This is a genomic window from Mesorhizobium sp. 113-1-2 (assembly GCF_016756475.1).
GTDB classification, from domain to species: Bacteria; Pseudomonadota; Alphaproteobacteria; order Rhizobiales; family Rhizobiaceae; genus Mesorhizobium; species Mesorhizobium loti_C.
In genome coordinates, this window is record NZ_AP023242.1 from 3,960,390 (window position 1) to 3,979,292 (window position 18,903).

Annotated in this window: 27 protein-coding genes and 1 tRNA gene; 12 read left to right on the top strand and 16 right to left on the bottom strand. The window is 61.3% G+C overall.

Annotated elements, in window-relative coordinates; all coding sequences use genetic code 11:
* The first annotated feature begins 6 nt into the window (after positions 1-6).
* Positions 7-1,026 (top strand): ketol-acid reductoisomerase, encoded by a 1,020-nt coding sequence (gene ilvC, locus JN279_RS19130; protein ID WP_010910140.1) that lies wholly within the window; start codon positions 7-9, stop codon positions 1,024-1,026.
* 176 nt (positions 1,027-1,202) lie between these two features.
* Here the strand turns inward: ilvC and JN279_RS19135 are convergent, their stop codons facing one another.
* A complete protein-coding gene (locus JN279_RS19135) occupies positions 1,203-1,775 on the bottom strand; it encodes a BA14K family protein (RefSeq protein ID WP_096447230.1) in 573 nt (190 codons plus the stop codon).
* A gap of 189 nt (positions 1,776-1,964) precedes the next feature.
* On the opposite strand from JN279_RS19135, the gene JN279_RS19140 reads away from it, so the two are divergent.
* Both JN279_RS19140 and JN279_RS19145 read left to right on the top strand, forming a co-directional pair.
* On the top strand, positions 1,965-3,080 hold the full coding sequence (locus tag JN279_RS19140; RefSeq protein WP_096447228.1) for an endonuclease/exonuclease/phosphatase family protein: 1,116 nt from the start codon (positions 1,965-1,967) through the stop codon (positions 3,078-3,080).
* Between the two features lie 42 nt (positions 3,081-3,122).
* On the top strand, positions 3,123-3,839 hold the full coding sequence (locus JN279_RS19145) for a hypothetical protein (protein WP_202353605.1): 717 nt from the start codon (positions 3,123-3,125) through the stop codon (positions 3,837-3,839).
* Here the strand turns inward: JN279_RS19145 and JN279_RS19150 are convergent.
* Positions 3,836-4,078, bottom strand: a complete 243-nt coding sequence (locus JN279_RS19150; protein WP_202353606.1) for a hypothetical protein — start codon at positions 4,076-4,078, stop codon at positions 3,836-3,838. The two genes, JN279_RS19145 and JN279_RS19150, sit on opposite strands and share 4 nt — an antisense overlap.
* Positions 4,079-4,236: 158 nt before the next feature.
* Here JN279_RS19150 and JN279_RS19155 point away from each other — a divergent pair, with 158 nt between their 5' ends.
* Positions 4,237-5,502: a hypothetical protein gene (locus tag JN279_RS19155; protein WP_202353607.1), complete on the top strand. Its 1,266-nt coding sequence runs from the start codon at positions 4,237-4,239 to the stop codon at positions 5,500-5,502.
* A gap of 53 nt (positions 5,503-5,555) precedes the next feature.
* On the opposite strand, the gene JN279_RS19160 is transcribed toward JN279_RS19155, so the two are convergent.
* Genes JN279_RS19160 through JN279_RS19170 form a run of 3 tightly spaced genes read right to left on the bottom strand, consistent with a single transcriptional unit; the run spans position 5,556 to position 8,774 of the window.
* Positions 5,556-6,773 carry an ABC transporter permease gene (locus JN279_RS19160; protein WP_096447220.1) on the bottom strand — a complete coding sequence of 406 codons (1,218 nt, stop codon included), beginning with the start codon at positions 6,771-6,773 and terminating at the stop codon, positions 5,556-5,558.
* Positions 6,770-7,477, bottom strand: a complete 708-nt coding sequence (locus JN279_RS19165) for an ABC transporter ATP-binding protein (RefSeq protein ID WP_096447218.1) — start codon at positions 7,475-7,477, stop codon at positions 6,770-6,772. Before JN279_RS19165 ends, JN279_RS19160 begins: the two co-directional genes overlap by 4 nt.
* Positions 7,478-7,481: 4 nt before the next feature.
* Positions 7,482-8,774, bottom strand: coding sequence for an efflux RND transporter periplasmic adaptor subunit (locus JN279_RS19170; RefSeq protein WP_202353608.1), 1,293 nt, complete (start codon positions 8,772-8,774; stop codon positions 7,482-7,484).
* Positions 8,775-8,875: 101 nt separating this feature from the next.
* Here JN279_RS19170 and JN279_RS19175 point away from each other — a divergent pair, with 101 nt between their 5' ends.
* Positions 8,876-9,784 (top strand): PhzF family phenazine biosynthesis protein, encoded by a 909-nt coding sequence (locus JN279_RS19175; protein WP_096447214.1) that lies wholly within the window; start codon positions 8,876-8,878, stop codon positions 9,782-9,784.
* A 106-nt stretch (positions 9,785-9,890) separates the two neighbouring features.
* Positions 9,891-9,966: transfer RNA gene (locus JN279_RS19180), tRNA-Lys, on the top strand.
* Between the two features lie 126 nt (positions 9,967-10,092).
* Here the strand turns inward: JN279_RS19180 and JN279_RS19185 are convergent.
* Together JN279_RS19185 and JN279_RS19190 are read right to left on the bottom strand one after the other, a co-directional pair.
* Complete coding sequence (locus JN279_RS19185; protein ID WP_202349973.1) at positions 10,093-10,293, bottom strand: hypothetical protein; 201 nt, start codon at positions 10,291-10,293, stop codon at positions 10,093-10,095.
* Positions 10,290-10,697, bottom strand: coding sequence for a hypothetical protein (locus tag JN279_RS19190; protein ID WP_202349974.1), 408 nt, complete (start codon positions 10,695-10,697; stop codon positions 10,290-10,292). Before JN279_RS19190 ends, JN279_RS19185 begins: the two co-directional genes overlap by 4 nt.
* 368 nt (positions 10,698-11,065) lie before the next feature.
* Between JN279_RS19190 and JN279_RS19195 the strand changes: the two genes are divergently transcribed.
* From JN279_RS19195 to JN279_RS19215, 5 genes are all read left to right on the top strand, one after another.
* Positions 11,066-11,317, top strand: a complete 252-nt coding sequence (locus JN279_RS19195; protein WP_202349975.1) for a helix-turn-helix transcriptional regulator — start codon at positions 11,066-11,068, stop codon at positions 11,315-11,317.
* Positions 11,292-11,822 (top strand): hypothetical protein, encoded by a 531-nt coding sequence (locus JN279_RS19200; protein WP_202349976.1) that lies wholly within the window; start codon positions 11,292-11,294, stop codon positions 11,820-11,822. The genes JN279_RS19195 and JN279_RS19200 overlap by 26 nt, the downstream gene beginning before the upstream one ends.
* A 62-nt stretch (positions 11,823-11,884) precedes the next feature.
* Positions 11,885-12,262: a type II toxin-antitoxin system RelE/ParE family toxin gene (locus JN279_RS19205; RefSeq protein ID WP_202349977.1), complete on the top strand. Its 378-nt coding sequence runs from the start codon at positions 11,885-11,887 to the stop codon at positions 12,260-12,262.
* Positions 12,259-12,594 carry a helix-turn-helix domain-containing protein gene (locus JN279_RS19210; protein WP_202349978.1) on the top strand — a complete coding sequence of 112 codons (336 nt, stop codon included), beginning with the start codon at positions 12,259-12,261 and terminating at the stop codon, positions 12,592-12,594. The genes JN279_RS19205 and JN279_RS19210 overlap by 4 nt, the downstream gene beginning before the upstream one ends.
* 197 nt (positions 12,595-12,791) lie before the next feature.
* Positions 12,792-13,085, top strand: coding sequence for a hypothetical protein (locus JN279_RS19215; protein ID WP_342216259.1), 294 nt, complete (start codon positions 12,792-12,794; stop codon positions 13,083-13,085).
* A 1-nt stretch (position 13,086) separates the two neighbouring features.
* Here JN279_RS19215 and JN279_RS19220 read toward each other — a convergent pair whose 3' ends face one another.
* The 4 genes from JN279_RS19220 to JN279_RS19235 all read right to left on the bottom strand — a co-directional run bounded on the left by JN279_RS19220 (position 13,087) and on the right by JN279_RS19235 (position 14,717).
* A complete protein-coding gene (locus JN279_RS19220) occupies positions 13,087-13,323 on the bottom strand; it encodes a hypothetical protein (RefSeq protein ID WP_202349979.1) in 237 nt (78 codons plus the stop codon).
* 71 nt (positions 13,324-13,394) lie between these two features.
* A complete protein-coding gene (locus JN279_RS19225; RefSeq protein WP_202349980.1) occupies positions 13,395-13,616 on the bottom strand; it encodes a DUF768 domain-containing protein in 222 nt (73 codons plus the stop codon).
* A gap of 46 nt (positions 13,617-13,662) precedes the next feature.
* Complete coding sequence (locus tag JN279_RS19230; RefSeq protein WP_202349981.1) at positions 13,663-13,863, bottom strand: DUF768 domain-containing protein; 201 nt, start codon at positions 13,861-13,863, stop codon at positions 13,663-13,665.
* The gene (locus JN279_RS19235; protein WP_202349982.1) at positions 13,860-14,717 is read right to left on the bottom strand and encodes an ATP-dependent DNA ligase; all 858 of its coding nucleotides are present in this window, start codon (positions 14,715-14,717) and stop codon (positions 13,860-13,862) included. The genes JN279_RS19230 and JN279_RS19235 overlap by 4 nt, the downstream gene beginning before the upstream one ends.
* 84 nt (positions 14,718-14,801) lie before the next feature.
* Here JN279_RS19235 and JN279_RS19240 point away from each other — a divergent pair, with 84 nt between their 5' ends.
* Positions 14,802-15,026 (top strand): hypothetical protein, encoded by a 225-nt coding sequence (locus JN279_RS19240; RefSeq protein ID WP_038652471.1) that lies wholly within the window; start codon positions 14,802-14,804, stop codon positions 15,024-15,026.
* 45 nt (positions 15,027-15,071) lie between these two features.
* On the opposite strand, the gene JN279_RS19245 is transcribed toward JN279_RS19240, so the two are convergent.
* The 5 genes from JN279_RS19245 to JN279_RS19265 all read right to left on the bottom strand — a co-directional run bounded on the left by JN279_RS19245 (position 15,072) and on the right by JN279_RS19265 (position 18,902).
* Positions 15,072-15,521 (bottom strand): DUF3102 domain-containing protein, encoded by a 450-nt coding sequence (locus JN279_RS19245; RefSeq protein WP_202349983.1) that lies wholly within the window; start codon positions 15,519-15,521, stop codon positions 15,072-15,074.
* Positions 15,518-15,943, bottom strand: a complete 426-nt coding sequence (locus JN279_RS19250; RefSeq protein WP_202349984.1) for a hypothetical protein — start codon at positions 15,941-15,943, stop codon at positions 15,518-15,520. The genes JN279_RS19245 and JN279_RS19250 overlap by 4 nt, the downstream gene beginning before the upstream one ends.
* Positions 15,944-16,046: 103 nt before the next feature.
* On the bottom strand, positions 16,047-16,730 hold the full coding sequence (locus JN279_RS19255) for a hypothetical protein (RefSeq protein WP_202349985.1): 684 nt from the start codon (positions 16,728-16,730) through the stop codon (positions 16,047-16,049).
* Positions 16,731-16,755: 25 nt separating this feature from the next.
* On the bottom strand, positions 16,756-18,492 hold the full coding sequence (locus JN279_RS19260; protein WP_202349986.1) for a hypothetical protein: 1,737 nt from the start codon (positions 18,490-18,492) through the stop codon (positions 16,756-16,758).
* On the bottom strand, positions 18,492-18,902 hold the full coding sequence (locus JN279_RS19265; RefSeq protein WP_202349987.1) for an HK97 family phage prohead protease: 411 nt from the start codon (positions 18,900-18,902) through the stop codon (positions 18,492-18,494). The genes JN279_RS19260 and JN279_RS19265 overlap by 1 nt, the downstream gene beginning before the upstream one ends.
* Position 18,903 lies beyond the last annotated feature (1 nt).

Genomic DNA, 18,903 nt, shown 5'->3' on the forward strand with positions numbered 1-18,903 from the left:
AGTAAAATGCGGGTCTATTACGATCGTGATGCCGATCTGAACCTGATCAAGGGCAAGAAGGTCGCTATCATCGGCTATGGCAGCCAGGGCCGGGCGCATGCGCTCAACCTCAAGGATTCCGGCGCCAAGGAGATCGCCATCGGCCTCAAGGCCGGCTCGGCGACCGCCAAGAAGGTCGAGGCCGACGGGCTCAAGGTGATGAGCGTGGCCGACGCGGCCAAATGGGCCGACCTGATGATGATGGCGACGCCCGATGAGCTGCAGGCCGACATCTACAAGAACGAAATCGCGCCGAACATCCGCGATGGTGCGGCGATCGCTTTCGCGCACGGCCTCAATGTGCATTTCGGCCTGATCGAGCCGAAGTCGACCGTCGATGTCGTCATGATCGCGCCGAAGGGCCCGGGCCACACGGTGCGTGGCGAATATCAGAAGGGCGGCGGCGTGCCTTGCCTGGTTGCCGTCAACCAGGATGCGTCGGGCAATGCGCTTGATCTGGCCTTGTCCTACGCCTGCGGCGTCGGCGGTGGCCGCTCGGGCATCATCGAGACCAATTTCCGCGAGGAATGCGAGACCGATCTGTTCGGCGAGCAGGTCGTGCTCTGCGGCGGCCTGGTCGAACTGATCCGCGCCGGTTTCGAGACGCTGGTGGAAGCCGGCTACGCGCCGGAAATGGCCTATTTCGAGTGCCTGCACGAGGTCAAGCTGATCGTCGACCTGATCTATGAAGGCGGCATCGCCAACATGAACTATTCGATCTCGAACACCGCTGAATGGGGCGAGTATGTCTCGGGTCCGCGCATCATCACCGCCGAGACCAAGGCCGAGATGAAGCGCGTGCTGAAGGATATCCAGACCGGAAAGTTCACCTCGGAGTGGATGCAGGAATACCGTGCCGGCCTGTCGCGCTTCAAGGGCATCCGCCGCATGAACGACAGCCACCAGATCGAGGAAGTCGGCGCCAAGCTGCGCGCGATGATGCCGTGGATTTCGAAGAACAAGCTGGTCGACAAGGCCAAGAACTAAGCGAAATCCACATTGTTGCCTTTGCGCGTCCTCGGGCTTCGCCCTGCGGTCGCGCGGGGGATTTCGAAGAACAGGCTGGTCGACAGGGCCAAGAACTAAGCGATCCACGCTCGACAATAAAAAACGGCGCCGCGAGGCGCCGTTTTCATTTTAGTTTGTTCGGTCTTGCCTACAGCTCAGCTATAGGGCGACCAGCATTGCTGACGTGGGCCGTTATAGGGCTGGAACGTGTTGTCCCAGGCGCGATACGACCGGTACCTGCTATAGCACCACCGCACATGGGCGTTGGAAAGCCGACCGGCGCGATAGTAGCGGCGCGGCGGCGGCGCATAGTAGTCGTAGTTGTTGTAGTTGTTGTACATGCTGCCAAGCCCGAGCCCCAGGCCAAGGCCCAGGATTGCGGCTGCGCCATCATCATAGCCGCCGTGATAGTGGCGGCGGCCATGGCGCCAGCGCCAGTCGTCTCCGCCGTTCCAGTTGCCTCGATTCCAGTTACCGCGATCCCAATTGCCGCGGTTCCAGTTGCGACGCCCGTCATGGCGGCGCCATCTCCAGTCGTTGTTGAACTCCCGGTTGTTGCCGCCTGCCCATTCCTCGCGAACCGGCGTGATCGTGGGCGCGGCAGTGCTGGTCGGAATCGACAGGTCCGGCTGCAGGATCGGTCCGGCGGCCGACGGTGCCGTGATGCCGGAGACAATGCCGAGCGCAATCAGCCCGGACTTAATGGTGGAAGAAAAGAGCGAATTCATTGCACTCTCCAAGAGATACAGGCCCCACGCCTACCCTGGGAATGGGCCTACTGTGGATCCTTGCGTCTGAACGGCGGATGAACGGAAAGGTTCCGTCAACCATGGCGCGAATGCCTCCAGGACCAGTCGATCTTGGCTTGTGGTCCTGCGATCTTGTTTTCTCCGGCACTTGCAGGCAAAGGTCGGGGCATGTCGCTGCGCCTTGCCACCTTCAATGTCGAGAACCTGATGAACCGGTTCGATTTTTCCGGCTATCGCAACCAGCTCAACGAGGACCGGACGCTGGCGCTCTTCGATATCCAGAGCGAAGCCGAATACAAGATGCTGGAGCAGGCCCGCGCCATCGCCCAATCCGACGACACGCGCCAGCTGACGGCGCTGGCGATCGCCGCCACCCGGGCCGACATCATCTGCATGCAGGAGGTCGACAATATCGAGGCGCTGAAGGCCTTCGAATATGGCTATCTGTTCAAGATGGTGGGGCAGGGCTACCGCCAGAAATACACCACCTCCGGCAATGATTCGCGCGGTATCGATGTCGCGGTGATGATGCGCAACGAGACTGCGCAGGGCCAGCCGATCGAATTCGTGCGCATGACCAGCCACGCCTACGTCACCTACGAGCAGTTCGGGCTGCACACGCCGGAACTGGCGGCGCTCGGCAACCAGGCCAATGAACGTATTTTCCGGCGCGACTGCCTGGAAGTCGACATCACTGTCGGCGGCGTGCCGCTGACGCTTTATCTCGTGCATTTCAAGTCGATGGGCTCGCCACGCAACGGGCTCGATGGGCGCGAGGCGACGATGCCGGTGCGCATAGCGGAGGCGCTGGCGGTACGCCGGATCATCGAGGAGCGCTTCGGTGCGGATCATGCCGCCGACAAGCTCTGGGCGATCTGCGGCGACATGAACGATTATCGCCAGCGCGTGAAGATCGCCGGCGACGACGTCGACGGCTATCGTTTCGAGGTGGTCGACGAGAACCAGTCCTGCATCAACGTGCTGACGGCTGGCGGCTTCTGCGAGAACGTTGTCGAGCGGCGGCCGGAAATGAACCGCTGGACGTTCTATCACACGCGCGGACCTGAAGAACGGCATCTCTGCCAACTTGACTACATCCTGCTGTCCAAGGGACTGGCGGCAAGGAATGCTACTGCCGTTCCCGACATCATCCGCAAAGGCCAGCCTTGGCGCACGATCTTTCCGGCGGGCCAGGAAGTCGAGCGTTTTCCGCGCGCCGGCTGGGACCGGCCGAAAGCGTCGGACCATTGCCCGGTGGTGATCACGCTGGACATGGTTCGATAGGCAAGATTGGGGCTCGATAAGCAGGATTGGGACTTGATACGCATGAGCTTCGACCTGCCGCGCAATGTCATCCTGTCTGTCGATGCCGTCGACGTCCGGCTCGATTCCGGCCCGCATCCCTTTGCCAGGGACAATGCAGAGGCGATCGCCGAGAACTGGCAGCGCGAGATAGCGGCCAATCCGGCGCTGTTCGACGGCACGGTGGTGCTGCTGTCGCAGCTTGCCTGGCGCGACAACAGCCTGATCGGCCGCTGCCATGCGGTCAACTATGCGACCTTCATGCTGTGGCGCAAGCAACGCGAGAATTCCGGCGCCGAGCATGCCTATGCCCATGCCGTGCTGGTAGCGGGCGACAATGCGCTGGTGGCGATCCGCATGGGACCGCGAACGGTCAATGCCGGCCGCGTCTATTTCGCCGCGGGCTCCTTCGAGCCCATCGATTTCCGCGACGGTCTGGTCGATGTCGATTTCAACATGATCCGCGAGGTGCGCGAAGAGACCGGCCTCGACCTGTCGGATGCCCAACGGGGCGAACGCTACCACGCTTTGTCGACGAACAGCGGCACGGTGATCTTCCGCCGCTATCATGAGCCAGCGCCGGCCGATGAGATCGCACGGCGAATCTCAGCCTTCGTCGCCACCGAGACCGATCCGGAGATCGAAGGTCCGGTGATCATCCGCCATGCCGCCGATCTGCCGGAGGGCCTGTCGCCGCACATGAAGCCACTAGTCGAGTGGCATTTTTCCGGCGTGGACTAGCGGCGCGTCTTGTTCTGCGCTGCCTTGCGATCGTTATTGGCTGCGACGAAAAACAAGATGAAGCCAATACCAACCAACCCACCCATGGCCATTCCCATGGTCTGGCCGACGACTGCCTGGAAATCCGACGTGACGCGATCGGGGTTGGCCATGCCGTAACGGGCGAGATACCACCAGATGCCTGCCAGGGCGGCCTCGATGATCACCATCGTCAGGATCAGTCGTGTCTTCTTGCTCATGCGTTGTTCCTTCACTACCGAGGCGGTTGCACTAGCATTGCAGGATCTGTCGCGACAGGCCACGGATGCGGCTTGCCACATTTTAGCAATGCTGCTCACAGGGAATTAAGGCGAAGAGGCGAACTATCGCAAACCATATGGCGGGTGTGAGGATTGTGTTGCGAAAGCTTGTTTTAGTCCTTGGCGGTGTTGTCGTGCTTGGCGTCCTCTGGGCGATGTTGGCGACGAGCGGGCAGCTTCTGGCCGGCCGCTGGACCTTTACCGAAAAGGCCATTGTCGATCGCGGCACCTATTTCCGGTTAAAGGTCGACTTTGCCTACAAGGGCGAACCGCTCCGTTACGACCTCGTCGTCGGGTGCAACGTTCTCAACATCCGCTACAAGGACAGTTCTTCAACCTATGAAGCAGGCCTGATCCCCACCGTGTGGGGTCAACGCATGAGCGACGGCAAGGCGGTGGTGGTGCGCGCACCGGATGCCTGCCGAGGCGACACCACGGCAAACGGCGGCGTGCCCGTCGATTTCCTGCCGGTGATGGTCGTCTATGACAATGCTGACACCGTGGCGTTCGGCATTGGCTACATGACGGACGACGCCTATCGGAGCCCGAAGTCGGTGCTGCGTTTTGACAAGGCGACGGTCGAACGCGCGACGCGCGCCGAGTTCGACACCTTCCGTGCCACTGGTCCGCAGAACATCATCACGCGCAGCGAGTATCATTCAGTACAGAATGACCACCATCTTGCTTCCCTTAGCCTGCCGAGGACCTATCCGGCGTTCGGGCGGCATTGTTACGCCTATTCCCGCTGGAAGCTGACGGAGCCGGAGCGGGAGATAGTACGCAAATACCGGCCGGACGGTGCCCGATACTGGACGTTCTCGGATGTCAAAAAGCAGGGTGCCTATGCGAACGAGATCCGCGAGGCGCGGATCAAGGAACAAAAACAGCTGCGCGACGACGGTTTGGCCCTGGAATTGAATGGGGGCTTCTGGCAACCGGATGTCGGCGCGTTGCGCCGCGATGGGGTGCAATTGGTGGGATTAAGAGGCAGCACCGAGAGAGCCGCTGCATTCTATCCGGCGGACACCCTGATGAGTCAGGACAAATGGCCAGTCGAGCCACGCGCGAGAACGGCGGCATACGAGACCCTGCAATCAGTCCAAAGCGTCAATGTCGATATTGGCAACGAACAGAGCCGTGGCTTCGCTTATTGTTACGCCGAAGAATTTCCGCTGCGGGATAATTTCTTTTCCAAGACAGGGACGTTGCCTGCAACCGCGACAATCGATGGGACGATATCCGTAACCAATGCTGACGAGCATTGGCGGGGCTTCTCCAGTATGCCCCTCTATATTTTCGAGAGCGATGAATACGTGCTCGAAGGAACGATTTTCAATCTAGAATCCACCGGAGGTGACGTATGACCAATGACGTGAGCTCGCCCGTCTTTTTTGTCCAGTCGCTAGCTTTGGTGAAATTACTCGTGCCGCAGCGCGTCGATCGGATCGAGCCTGGCGCCGCGCAGGGCCGGGAAGAAGCCGAACACCATGCCGATGAGGGCCGAAAAACCGACGGCCAGCAGGATGACAGCCGGGCTCGGCGCGAAAGGTATCGTCAGCGTCACCGCGGCGAGACCGGCGAGCGCCAGGCCGGTCAGGATGCCGATGATGCCGCCGAGCAGCGACAGCACCGTCGCCTCGACCAGGAACTGAATCAGAATGTGCTTTTCATGCGCGCCGATGGCTAGCCGGATGCCGATCTCGCGGGTGCGCTCGGTGACCGAGACCAGCATGATGTTCATGATGCCGATGCCGCCGACCAAAAGGCTGACGCCGGCGACCGCGCCCAGCATGCCGGTCATGGTGGTGGTGGCGCTGGCCATGGCGTCGGCGATCTGGGTCATGTCACGGATGGCGAAATCGCTCTCGCGGTCGGGCGTCATGCGGCGCGCATCGCGCAAAATATCCTCGACGCGCGGCTGCAACTCGCTGGTCGGCGTGCTGTCGTCGGCGGCGATGTAGATGTTGTCGATGTCGCGGTTGCCGGCGATGCGGCGCTGATAGGCGTGCAGCGGCATCAGGACGACATTGTCCTGATCCTGGCCGAAGCCGGTATAGCCCTTGGGCTCGAGCAGGCCGATGATCTTGCAGGAGGTGCGGTTGACGCGGATGATCTCGCCTTCGGGATCGCCGGCGCCGAAGAATTGCTGGCGCACCGTCTCGCCGATCAGGCAGACGCCGGTGCCCGAGCGGGTCTCGGAATCGCTGAACGGACGGCCCGAAACCAGCTTCCAGTCGCGTGCATCGAGATAGGCGCTGTCGGTGCCGGTGACGCCCGATGTCAGGCTTTCTGTGCCGAAGATGACCCGCACCTGCTTTTGCGAGGCCGGCGAGATGGCGCGCGCGCCGGTCAGATGCGCGACAAGTGCTTCCAGGTCCTTTTCGGCCAGCGGCCGCACCACCTGGTCGAGCCCGCCCGGGCCGCCGGGACCGGCCGGGCGGCCTGACCGGACGACAAGCAGGTTGCTGCCGAGCTTGGAGATGTCGGCCTTGACCTTTTGCGTGGTGCCGGAGCCGATGGTCAGCATGGCGATGACGGCGGCGACACCGATGACGATGCCGAGCAGCGTCAGGAACGAGCGCAGCACGTTGCGGCGGATCGAGCGTAGCGAGAGGCGGACGGTTTCCCAGATCATGCCAGCTCCACCTTCATGGTGTCCGAGGCGACGTGGCCGTCGAGGAAGCGGATGGTGCGCTCGGCATAGTCGGCGACATCGGCCTCGTGCGTGACCATGGTGACGGTCAGGCCGAGTTCCTTGTTGAGCTTGGTCAAAAGCTCCATGATCTCATGCGTGCGTGCGGTGTCGAGATTGCCGGTCGGCTCGTCGGCGACGAGCAGCGTCGGTCTGGTGACGATGGCGCGCGCGATCGCCACGCGCTGCTGCTGGCCGCCGGAAAGTTCGGCCGGCGTGTGGTGCTCGCGGCCGACAAGGCCGACCTGGGCCAGCGCCTGCATGGCAAGGTCCCGGCGCTCGCGGCTGGCCACGCCGCGATAGATCAGTGGCAGTTCGACGTTCTCCGCGGCTGTGGTGCGCGCCAGCAGATTGTAGCCCTGGAAGACGAAGCCGACATAGAGGTTGCGCAGCATGGCGCGGCGGTTGCGGTCGAGCCGGCCGGCATCGACACCCATGAAGGAGTAGGTTCCAGCCGTCGGCGTGTCGAGGCAGCCGATGATGTTCATTGCCGTCGACTTGCCGGAACCGGACGGACCCATGATGGCGACGAACTCGCCGCGCTTGATGGCAAGGTCGACGCCGGCCAGCGCGTGCACGCGGGCCTCGCCCTGGCCATAGCTTTTCCAGACCTTGTCAAAGGTGATGAGAGGCGCGCCGGCGGCCACGGAATCAGCTCCGCTGCTGCGAGGCGGTGATGACCTGCGCGCCTTCCTCCAGGCCCGACGTGATCTCGGTCAGTTCACCATCGGTCGAGCCGATCTTGACGTTGACGGGATGCGGGCGGCCGTTCTCCAGCACATAGAGCGTGCGCGAGCCATCGGTGGGGGCGGTCGCGGCCTGGCGCTGGCGATTGCCGCCCGGACGGCCCATACGGCCCGTGAACAGGTCGCTAAAACTCCAGCCCCGTGCGGCCTGCTGCGCCGGACGATAGCGGAAGGCGCTGGCGGGGACGGTGAGCACGCCCTTCGCTTCCCTCGTGACGACAGAAACGGTGGCGGTCATGCCGGGGCGCAGCAACAGCTCGTTGTTGTCGACCTCGAGCCGCGCATTGTAGGTGACGACGCCGTCGGTCGTGACCGAGGCATAGGAGATGTCGCGGATTTCGGCGTCGAAGGGTCGGTCGGGGAAGGCATCGACCGTGAAGCGGGCATGCTGGCCTGGCTTGACGGCGCCGATATCGGCTTCGTCGACAGCCGCCACGAGTTCCATGTTCCGCAGATCCGCGGCGATGATGAAAAGCACCGGCGCCTGCAGTGAGGAGGCGACCGTCTGGCCGGGATCGACCGAACGGGTCAAAACGATGCCGTCGATTGGCGCATAGATCGTGCTTTTGGCAAGGTCGGTCTGCTGCGCCTTGAGGTCGGCCTGGGCGATGGCGAGATTGGCTCGCGCACTGTCGAGCGCCGCCTTGGCGCGGTCGCGCGTCGCGGTTGCAGCCTCGAGCGACTGGTCGGTCGCCATGCCGCGCTTGGTCAAGGCCGCTGCGCGTACCAGCGCGCTTTCGTTCTCGGCCAGCGTCACCGTGGCGTCTTCGACATTGGCAGCGGCGCCCTTGGCGGATGCCTCGGCGCGTTCGATCTGGACCTCGAGTTTCACCGTATCGAGCGTCGCCAGCACGTCGCCCTTCTTGACCTGCTGGTTCTCCTCGGCGGAGACCGATCGGATGATGCCGGACAGTTCGCTGGATATGTCGACCTGGGTGAGCGGCTGCAGCGTGCCGGTTGCCGACACCTGGACGGTGAGGTCGGCCTTGGCCGCCGGCACGGTGGTGTAATCGATCTTGGCGGGTGAGCCGGCATACCACTGATAGAGGCCAAGACCGGCGGCAAGCACGAGCAGGGTCAGCAACGCATAGAGCCAGCCACGCCGGCGCGCCTTGCTCCGCCCGTTTTTATCGAGCCCAAGCGCCGTCTCGATGGCGGAATCCGATTCTGTCTTTGGCAGATTGACAATCTGGTCCACGCTGGACCCCTATGATGCGCAATGTCCCTATCTGTGCACAGATCAGGCTTGCTGGTTCGAATATCAAATTAAATTTCGCCCATGTTGGGATTGAGGCAGGAATGCAAACCCGGAATTACTTACTTTACGATGTGTTTACGACCGAGCGACTGGCTGGCAATCCGCTGGCGGTGGTGTTGGATTGCAAAGGCCTGGACACGGCCGCGATGCAGGCCATCGCGCGCGAATTCAACCTGTCCGAATCGGTCTTTGTGCTGCCCCCGGACAATCCCAAGCATAAAAACCGTATCCGGATCTTCACGCCCGACTATGAAATGCCGTTCGCCGGCCATCCGACGGTGGGTTCGGCCATCGCGCTTGCCGAACTGGCCGGCGAGGGCAGCGCCGGCATCTTCGTGTTGGAAGAAAACATCGGCCCGGTGCGATGCGCCGTCAGCACGCATGATGGCGCCACCTTCGCCGAGTTCGATCTCGCCAAATTGCCGGAGCCGCTGGAACTCTCCGCCGACCCGCAGGCGATCGGTGCCGCCCTTGGCCTGGCGCCGCATGAGATCGGCTTCGAGAATCACCGAGTCGCCTTCTGGTCGGCGGGCGTGCCCTATGTGACGATCCCGGTCGCCAACCTCGAAGCGGCGGGCCGCATCCGTCTGGACAACCAGGCGTGGTCGGAACTGGCGCCGCGCAAGAGCGAATGGGCCTTCGCCAGCCCCTATGTCTATTGCCGCGAGACGGTGAACCACGAAAGCGCCTTCCATGTCCGCATGATCGTGCCCGGCACGCCTTCCTATGAAGACCCGGCGACCGGTTCGGCGGCGGCAGCCTTCGCCGGCGCCATCATGCATTTCGACGGCCCGACGGATGGCATTTCCCAGCTGTGGATCGAGCAGGGGCTGGAGATGGGCCGGCCGTCGCGCATCCGTCTCGAACTGACCGTGCAAGGCGGAAAACTGGCCTCGGCGCGCATTGGCGGCCATGCGGTCAAGGTGGCGGAAGGCAGACTGTTCGTGTGAGACGTGCGGCACTTCAGCGATTTGTCGGGAAATGATTCCGGCAGGGCTAGACATGACCGATGGTGGCGGCTATATGCCCGCCAACGCCGGTTTTTGCCGGCCGAGTGGGTGCGTAGCTCAGTTGGTAGAGCAGCTGACTCTTAATCAGCGGGTCCACAGTTCAATCCTGTGCGCACCCACCAAAGATTTCAAAAGCTTAGGTGGAAAGACCCTTTCGGGCGAAGCTGTTCGGCTAACGGACGGCTAACAAAAGCCCGCCACCTGAGCAGCGGGCCAGCTTCAGATTTGCCGGTTTCAGCGGGCCGGACCTATTGAATACAAGATCCCGGCGGATAGTGCTTGGGGTCGTAGTGCCACGACGAGACAAGCATGAAATGTTCGTCGGTACGGATCGGAATCATGCCGAAGTTGTTGCAGTAGCCGTGGTGGAACGGCAGGACAATCATGTCGTTGCTCGGCTCTGTCGCCGCTGCGAGCGGGTCGAGCGTGGCGCGAGAGAGAGCGCTCATATCCCCGACCTCACAAGCACTTCCTGCGATTCCAGATCGTCGGGCCACATGATGAGCTCGCCGGCGATGTCGGGGCAAGGCTCGGCGTCGCCGCCGTCCTCGTCGTCGCAGTTGTCGAGCTCAAGGTCGATCGTGTCGCAGGGTGAGCCATTGGGTGCTGTGGCGGCCAGGATCGATTGCCCGCCACGATGCGTCCAGCCAAGAGACGGCTCGTCGTCGGCGCCGTCCTCAAGGTCAGGATCCGGTGACATCGCGTCGAGCATGTCGATCAGCCGCTCAATGGAATCTGCGATCGAGCGGCGGCTTTTGCAGTCGACGAGAAGCGGCGGCGGTAATTCTTCCGGCTCGGAATAATTAGCGGCGGCATAGGCCTCGGCCTTCTTTGTAAACTGGAGGTCATCCATGGCGATGATCCTCCTTCACATTGTCTAAGGCGCGGCTCCCAGCGTCACCAAGGACGTTCGAGGCGCGGAGGAGTTGCCGGGCCAGGACTAGGCGTCCCAAGCGCGTCCTGAGCCCCGCTGCGGCCAGCAGCAGCACGATGGCAGCATAGGTCATGACGGCCTCCGCTGGACGAGCAGGATCCGGCCGGAAAATCGCCCGATGATCGGCATTACCTCGGCAGCGGGCATAGCTTCGCCGGCTGCCGGAACACAGGTGTTCGGCATTGGAAAACTCCGGTAGATGTTGCGTTCAGTTACGACCGTATGTAAAACATACAGCCGTTAGCAAAGTCAACTGGAATGGGTACACCTGTATGCATGAAGCGCCTTTGACGCCGGAAGCAAACCGCGCAGCGCGAGCAATCCTGAAATGGTCGGTGCGCGACCTTGCCGAAAAGGCAGGCATCGCCTTCACAACTGTGCATCGGTTCGAAACGACTGGAATTGCTACCGAAACGACCAAGGCAAAGATTGTCGCTGCCTACGCTGCGCACAATGTCGACATCACCAATGGCGAGGGCACCGGTGCCAGGCTCAGGAGGGCTGCCAAAGCCGATGGCGGCATCGTCGGAAATGGCTGATCGGGATCTGCAAACCGCAATCCACGAGGCCGGCCATGCAGTTGTCGGTCGCGCTTTTGGTGTGCCTTGTGGCGAAGTCACGATCGAAGGCGAAACACCTGATGAGCTTGGCCATAGCGTCATGCTCGATCCGCGCTTTCATTGGGAACGTGGCGACGGCGCCAAACGTCCGATTGTTGAAGCGTTTTGCATCGCGCTCTACGCCGGCGCCGAAGCTGAGCGGATCATTCTTAGCACGGCCGACGTTGGCGAGAGTGTTGATTGCGAGCGCGCAACGGCTTGCCTCGCTTGGCTCGGATTGCCCGGCGCCTCGTATGTTGGCGATGATGTCTTCGACCGCCATGAGGCCCGCCTGAGGGCGAAGGCGCGCATAGCCGTCATCCAACACCGGGCGGCGATCGAACGCGTTGCAGCCGCATTGGTGGAGCATCGGACGCTATCCGACGATCAGGCCGACCTTCTCTTTCGTGGAACAGGGTTAAATCCCCTCACCATGGGGATTTGAATGGAACCGACTAGCCTGTTTACCAGTTGACAAGGTGCGTAGTTTACATACTTATGCCGGGCATGCATACAGTATCAGAACTGACAGCTTTCCGTAGGGCGGCCGAGGCAGCCGGGATGTCTGATGAGGACATTGAGGACTTCGTCGACCACATTGCAGCGAACCCGGATGACGGCGAAGAAATCGTCGGAACGGGTGGTTGCCGGAAGGTAAGGTTTTCGATTCGTGGCAATAACAAAGGCAAGAGCGGAGGCGTTCGCACGATAACATTCTACACAGGCACAGATCTTCCGGTTTTCCTCATTACCGTTTTTGGGAAGAGCCAAAAGATCAATCTTTCCAAGGCCGAACGTAACGGGCTGAGGGCATTTACGGCTGCCATTGTAGATGAATATGCGCGACGCGTCCAACCGCTAGCCGCAGGTGGAGAAAGAGCATGAGCAAGAAGGTATTCGATCAGATCGCGGAGGGGCTGCAGGAAGCGCTTGCCGTCGCGCGCGGCGAGTCCGAGCCCTACAAGCTTCATGTGCCGGCAGAGATTGACGTGAAGGCCATCCGTGCGAAGACTGGTCTTTCGCAGAAAGATTTCGCTTCCACATTCGCTTTTGGCTTTGATCAATTGAAGCAGTGGGAACAGGGGCGCTCGCGCCCGGTCCAGGCAATGCGGGCCTACCTGCTGCTGATCAACTCTCGACCCATTGAGATGGTCAAGGCGCTTCGCGGTTTGCACAGCGAAATTGTAAACGAGCCGGCTGCTCGCAAATTCGGCTGACCATATTATCCAAACCCCGGCCTCGCGCCGGGGTTTTACCTCCCGAGGTAACCACCCGGTTTTGCTTCCGCTTCGGCGTGATCTCCTCGACCCGAGGCTTCAGCATTGCGAGGCGCTATTCAAGCCTGCGCGATTGTTCAGGTAGCTTAAGCGCATCGTGCTCTGGCATTTAGACTTGCCAGAGGAGATGAATAGCAATGGCCCGTACCAAAAGGCTCATGAAGGCAAGCGAGATCCCCGCTTTCGTAGACAGGGTGATTAAGGCTGGCTGCGATATCTGCGCCATCGGCGATAAAGGCTACGTGCTTGGTGACGTCGAGGAGATGGCCTCGGCAGCGGATGATCTCGCGCGCATAGGCGAGGAGTTTGGCGATCGCGATCTCTTGCTGCCAGAGATCGTTGCCCACCTGAAATCGCTTGGCCGGCATATCGATCCGGAATCGCCAATCGAGACATGGTACGGCCACCGCGGGAATCAGAGGCTACACTAGCCTAAGAAGGCGGACGCGCCGGCCCTGTCCCATTCCATTGGATGAACGGCGCATCGTCGCCGGTGATATCCTTCACCGTCTTCAGTAGCGCCTCGTGCGTCCTCTGGAGCGCTCGAAAGTGATCGCTGCTTGGCGATATGAGCGGCCTCACGATGCTCTTGTGCAGCGCCTCCGCTGCCACCAGGAAGCACTCGATCTCAGCCTGCGATAACTGCTTGGAAGGTTTGGTTCTGGCCATTGGCGATCTCCGTTTCAGGGGTTCGCCGCAACGGGAGGATTATATTCCTCCGATCGGGTTCTGTGGCAAGGCTATTCCGGCAGGCCAGGCTCGTAATGCACAATGGCGTCGAGAATCGTTCGATAGAGGCTGTCGACCTCTTCGTCGATCTCGCCCCGCTTTATGCCGAGCGCCTTGGCGTCGGCGATCAGCTTGTGCGTGAGTTCGTCGACCGAGATGACATCGGCCTTCGTCGTCTCGGGCACGTTGTTGGCTATCCACTGATGCAGGAAGTTGATTCCGCGCGTGCTCATGTGGCGATAAGTTCGCCCTGTCGCTTAGGTTCCCGGCGAGCGGTGGTCAGCGCAGCGCCTGCACGATGAATTCGTAAATCGTGCTAATTTCCTCGTCGATCTCTCGACCGGGAATGCCTTGGGCTTCAGCCGCCCGTTTCGCATCCACAGCCATTTCAATGACCAGCAGCACGTGGTCCGTGATCGGATCGTCGGATAAATGGTCCGATATCCAATGGTAGAGAAAATCGCTCCCTCGCTTGCTCATTCCTCACGAAAATCCTGCAATGAAGCGTGTCGCAGATCCTCTTCGCCACGCAAGTGCTTCACGCGGCCGATGATGCCGGGCTTGACCCATTGCGTCGCCGGCCGCTTCATACCTTTCGGCGCCGGCCCTGCGTGCTCCTGGACACGCTTCCACAGCCGCTCCCGGATGGCGCGGCTGGAGTTGATGAAAGCTGAGCCGACATAGCGGCCGGTCTTGCGATCGGCCATCAGGGCAAACGCCGGCTTGCCGGCCTCACGCTCGACGCCAATCAACTCATATTCGTCGACCGAGTAGCATTTCGCCTTCAACCAGTTCGTCGACGGGCCGCTGCGGTATTTGCTATCGCGCCGCTTCGATACCATTCCCTCAAGCCCTGCCTGGTCAAGCAGGTGAAAGATGGCCTTGGCTTCGCCCGGCAGCGGCTCGCTGAACTGGATACGGCCACCAGGCTCGATCATGCTGGCCAGGATCTCGCGGCGTTCCTCGAGCTCCATGTCGCGCAGATCATGGCCATTGAGATGCAGCAAGTCGAAGGCGACGAAATAGAGGTCATGCTGCCGGCGGGTGATCGCCTTTCGCAATTCGCCGAAGTCGGACAGGCCGGCCTCGTTCAGAACGATGATCTCGCCGTCTACGATGGCGCTCTCGGCGCCGAGGTTCGCCGCCTCTTTCACCAGGTCGGAATATTTGGCTGTCCAATCGTGACCGTTGCGCGTGTAGATGCGCGTCCCGTCCTCATCGATGATCAGTTGCGAGCGGTAGCCATCGAATTTGACCTCGTGAATCCAATTGTCGCCCTCTGGCGGCTTCTCCACCAAGGTCGGCATCAAGGGCGCGACGAACTTCAAACGCATGCACAGGACTCACAAACCGCGATTCAATTAGCCTGCGCTAAAATAGTTCCGGAACATTTTAGACGATTTGCATGTTTGAAGGTCATGAAGATCGAAGCCGACGAATGCCGGGCAGCCCTGATGCTCATCCGGCGCACGATCGAGGAACACTGCCCGCCCGGTGTACTGCCGAGCGAGGAAGCGGTGAACGGCCTCTACGGGCCGGAGTTGATCCATGAAGCGGAAGCGCTGGCGGCTGCCATCGTCGCAACTATCGACAAGATGCAGTTGCGCGTGATGATGAAACCGCCTGCCCCCAGTATCAAATAGTTGGCCAGGAAGCCCACCAGCGCGCGTTTGCCGCTGGCCGCTGTACTACGCCGCCAACTCTTCCCGCGCGTCCTGGCGCCCGCCTGTGGCCAACCGCATGCATTGCGAGGCCATACTGCGGGATAGGCCCTTCTGCGTCTCAATCCACGGCCCGAAATGGCCATGCGGCAACTGTGCCTTGACCTTGAGCAGCCAGCGACCGACGGCAAGCTTCTGGTCGACGGATAGATGGCCGCGTGGAATTGACCGAGTCTCTGCCGGCGCCGGGTCGCCCAGCGGCACAACATTGCTTGGCGACATCAGCTTGAGATAGGCCCGGTGCACCTCATGCTGCTTGTCGGCAGGAAGTTTGTTGAACTGCCTGACGGTCATCCCGCACCCGAAGGCAAGGACCGCGGTATGGCGCTTCTCGCCTCTCATCCGGCCGAGGCGCCCGTATTGCCATTCGTTCGGCAACCGATAGATGCCAACGCCTTCGACCTCGATCTCGGTCATGCTGCCACCTTCTCGAAAATAGCGGTGCCCGCCAGCATCGGATAGAGCAGCGCCACCATGTTGTTCGAGGTCAGCCCAGGCATCGCCCTGGCCATGCGGCGGACGTGGCCAAGGTCGATCCGGTCGAAGGCATCGAACAAGGCCGAGCCGATCGGCATGACTTCGACGAGGATGAGATAGGAAACCGCTTGCAGCGTGGCGGCATGGAGCTCCAGACCATTGCCGGTCTGGTTGATCAACTTCAGCACCATGGCCAGGTGCGCCTCGCCATGCCGGCGCCCGATGGCCCGAAGGGTAGGTTTGCAGTAGCAATGACCGGGCTGGCGGCCGGTCGAGCGATTGTCCGCGCTGTCGTGCAGTTTCACGCCACAGGCGCGGGCGATGGCGAAGATATCGCAGTGGTGGGACGTCCGTGCCAGCATGCTTCGCCTTGCCGTCGAGAACGGGGCGATAATGCATAACCCGCCGCTTATACGCAAGCCGGCCGATGTGGGGATTCACAATCTCCCGATTGGCGATCGCCGGCTAGGGTCCGAAGCTGATCGCGCCGCCAGCGAATGTTTTCGACGCCGATATCGTAAAGGTGAAATCGTCGGTCGTGGTCGCCGCAGACGTGGCGATATGAGCGGCGCCTGTGTGGGTGTTGGCCGAAAGATCGATGTCTGAATCCTCGACTATGCTGCCTGCTCCGCTCCAGCTTTCGGTCAAGGTTGGTCCGCCCGCGGAAGTCTGCACCAAGATGCCGGCAATGACCGCGCCGCCGACCTTGGTCTCGACGTCGTTGATCGCGCAGGTCGTGCCGCTCGCCGATGTCACGCCGACCTGATCAACTGGCGTGCTGCTCAGGCCTGAAAGGCAATACACGTCAACGCTGATGTTCTGGGCGTTGGTGGTTACGACGAGGTTGGGCGTGGCTCCGCTCGCCACCACGCCATAGTAGACCTCGTAATAGCCGACGACGGTCGTGAAAACCTGAATGCGCCCAGGGCTCCAGAGCGAGAGAGTGGTCGAACCCACAACGACCGATGTGGTCGAATAATTTCCGATAGACTCGCCTCGAACAACCGCAACGACGATGCGATCGGCCGCAGGAGCCGACAAGGGCACGCTTGCGTAGGTGTAGGCACCGGCAACGACGCTGCCCTGGCTGTGCCCGATGTAGCTGATCGGACCAGCGGGAGGCGCGGCCCCGCCGCCATTGCCGAACATCTGCCCTGTGAACAAAAGCATGTTCTTACCTTTCAAAGATGGCGATGGAATAGGGTTCGCAGATCGAACGCGCGATGTCGCGAACCCCTGCGGTGACGTCGAAGACAGCGCCCTGGATCTGGTCGTCGATATTGCCCTCAATGGTGATTTCCGACGGATCGTATCCGCCGCCGTACACCATGAGGTCGGTCAGCAAATCGGAGAGATTGCGCAGCGTGCCATTGCCGGCCGCATCGAAGCGGCGCCGCTGCGGAAGCACAACGTTGTCGGTGGTGATGGCGACATTCGACAGGCCGTCATAGACATAGCGCCAGTCGGATGATTCCGTGGCCTTGCTGATCGATCGCGTCAGGCCCGTGTCGAGGCTGGTGAGGTAGTAGGCGCTGGCCTCTTGCACGAACAGCTCGTTATCGAGCCGGTGCTCATCCGGGCCAGCCAAAGACCGCGCAGAGCCGGTGTCCAATTGGTATGGCACGGCCTTCGTCCATACAACTGCGCCTGTCGTGCCGTCGATGCGGATCGCTTCCGCGTTGTCGGTCCAAACGATCAGGTCGCTGTCATGCCAAACCGCATAGAGCGGAGCATCGGCAAAGGTCGCGAACTCGGTCAGCAGCGTGGTCAAGCCGGTCGAGGTGATGACCATTTTCCAGACGCTGTTGCCCGCGCAGACCCATATGTCCGCGTCGCCGTCCCTGATTTCGCCTGGCGTGAAGCATTCCGGCCGGCCGCGACCGTCCCAAGTCGTTCCCGATATCGAGACCTGGGCGATGGTGGTCGCGGTGAACCGGTAGATCGAGACATAGCCTAGATGGAAACTCGACATTGCGATGATGCCGGCAGTGTTCCCGATCACGAGCGCGCAAGCGGCATTGACTGATTGACCAGGATCGCCGGCAGAATCGGCTTCGGCGACGGAGGTCCCCGAGACGGGGTCAATGAGCAACGGATAGATACCGCCCAGCGGGCCAGGAATGACGCCGACGGCAATCAGCCGATCGATCTCCGGGATGTAGCGGAAAAAGTTCTCAGCGAGGCCCGTATAGGCCCTGCCGAAGCCGTTGACCGGCACGGCATAGATTTCCCTCAGGAATGCCGTCGAGAAGCGCCTGAGCATGCCCGATGCATCTGAGTAGCCGTACCAGGTCGAGCTTTCCCAATCGGCCGCCGCAACCGTGTTGACGGCATCGGATGAGAAACCCTGAAAGCTCTGCACGGACGCGGCGTCGCCGACGGCCTGGACGAATTCTCCCTCAAAAACGGGAGGCGATCCGAAACCATGCACGTCATAGTCCTCGACGACGATGTCGATGTAACCACGATGAGCGGAAACATTGGCCTCGCCCTCGGCGCGAACCATGGCCGGGTCACGGCCTTGGCTCGATCGGCCATCGTAAACGCGGAAATTAAGACCACTGGCGCGGTAACCCGTGGTGCCGTCGAAAATCAGCTTGCCGCTCGCATACAGCTTTCGGAGCGACCAAGTCGAGTTCGGGACCAAGGGACGCGCGAACCGTAGGCGCGCCGTCATCAAGCTTGTCGTGGTCGTGATTGTGTCCCAGAACTCTTGATGCGAGGATGTCACGGTCAGGATTGGGGCGCACCAGATGTAGGCCGACGGGAGCCGCATGATGCCCCACACCACGGGTATTGTCTGGCCGTAGGCGGACGTCGGCAAGGTGGCCTGGAAAGGCGGCACATCGGCAACGGTAGGCGTCGCCGGCGGCTGGCCGCCGATGTAGAGGACAGGGCGTTGGATACCCATCAGCCGGCGCTCCCCTGGCAGAACTCGGTGATCAGCGCCAGCGGGCATCCGGGCTCGTCTACCAGCGAGATTTCGTTGACATCAAGCATTATGGCAATGAACGAGGCACCCGGCGCTATCGGCTTGGCGATTGCTTTCTTCCGACCCATCGAAAGGCCGGTGAGCTTGCCGGCCTCGAACATCTCCCGCGCCATTCTTGCGCGTGGCGAATCCGATAGTTCGCCCACGCACAACAGCCCGCGTTCATCTTCCTCGAATTTGACCCATTCGCCGATTTCCTCGCCCTCATGCATCAAAAGCATTTTGGGATGAAAACCCCGCTGCAGAAGATGGCGGAACGCACCAGCGCCGACGACAATTTCGTCGTTGCACGCAACGCCCCAGGCGATGGCATGGCCCGCGACCATCATT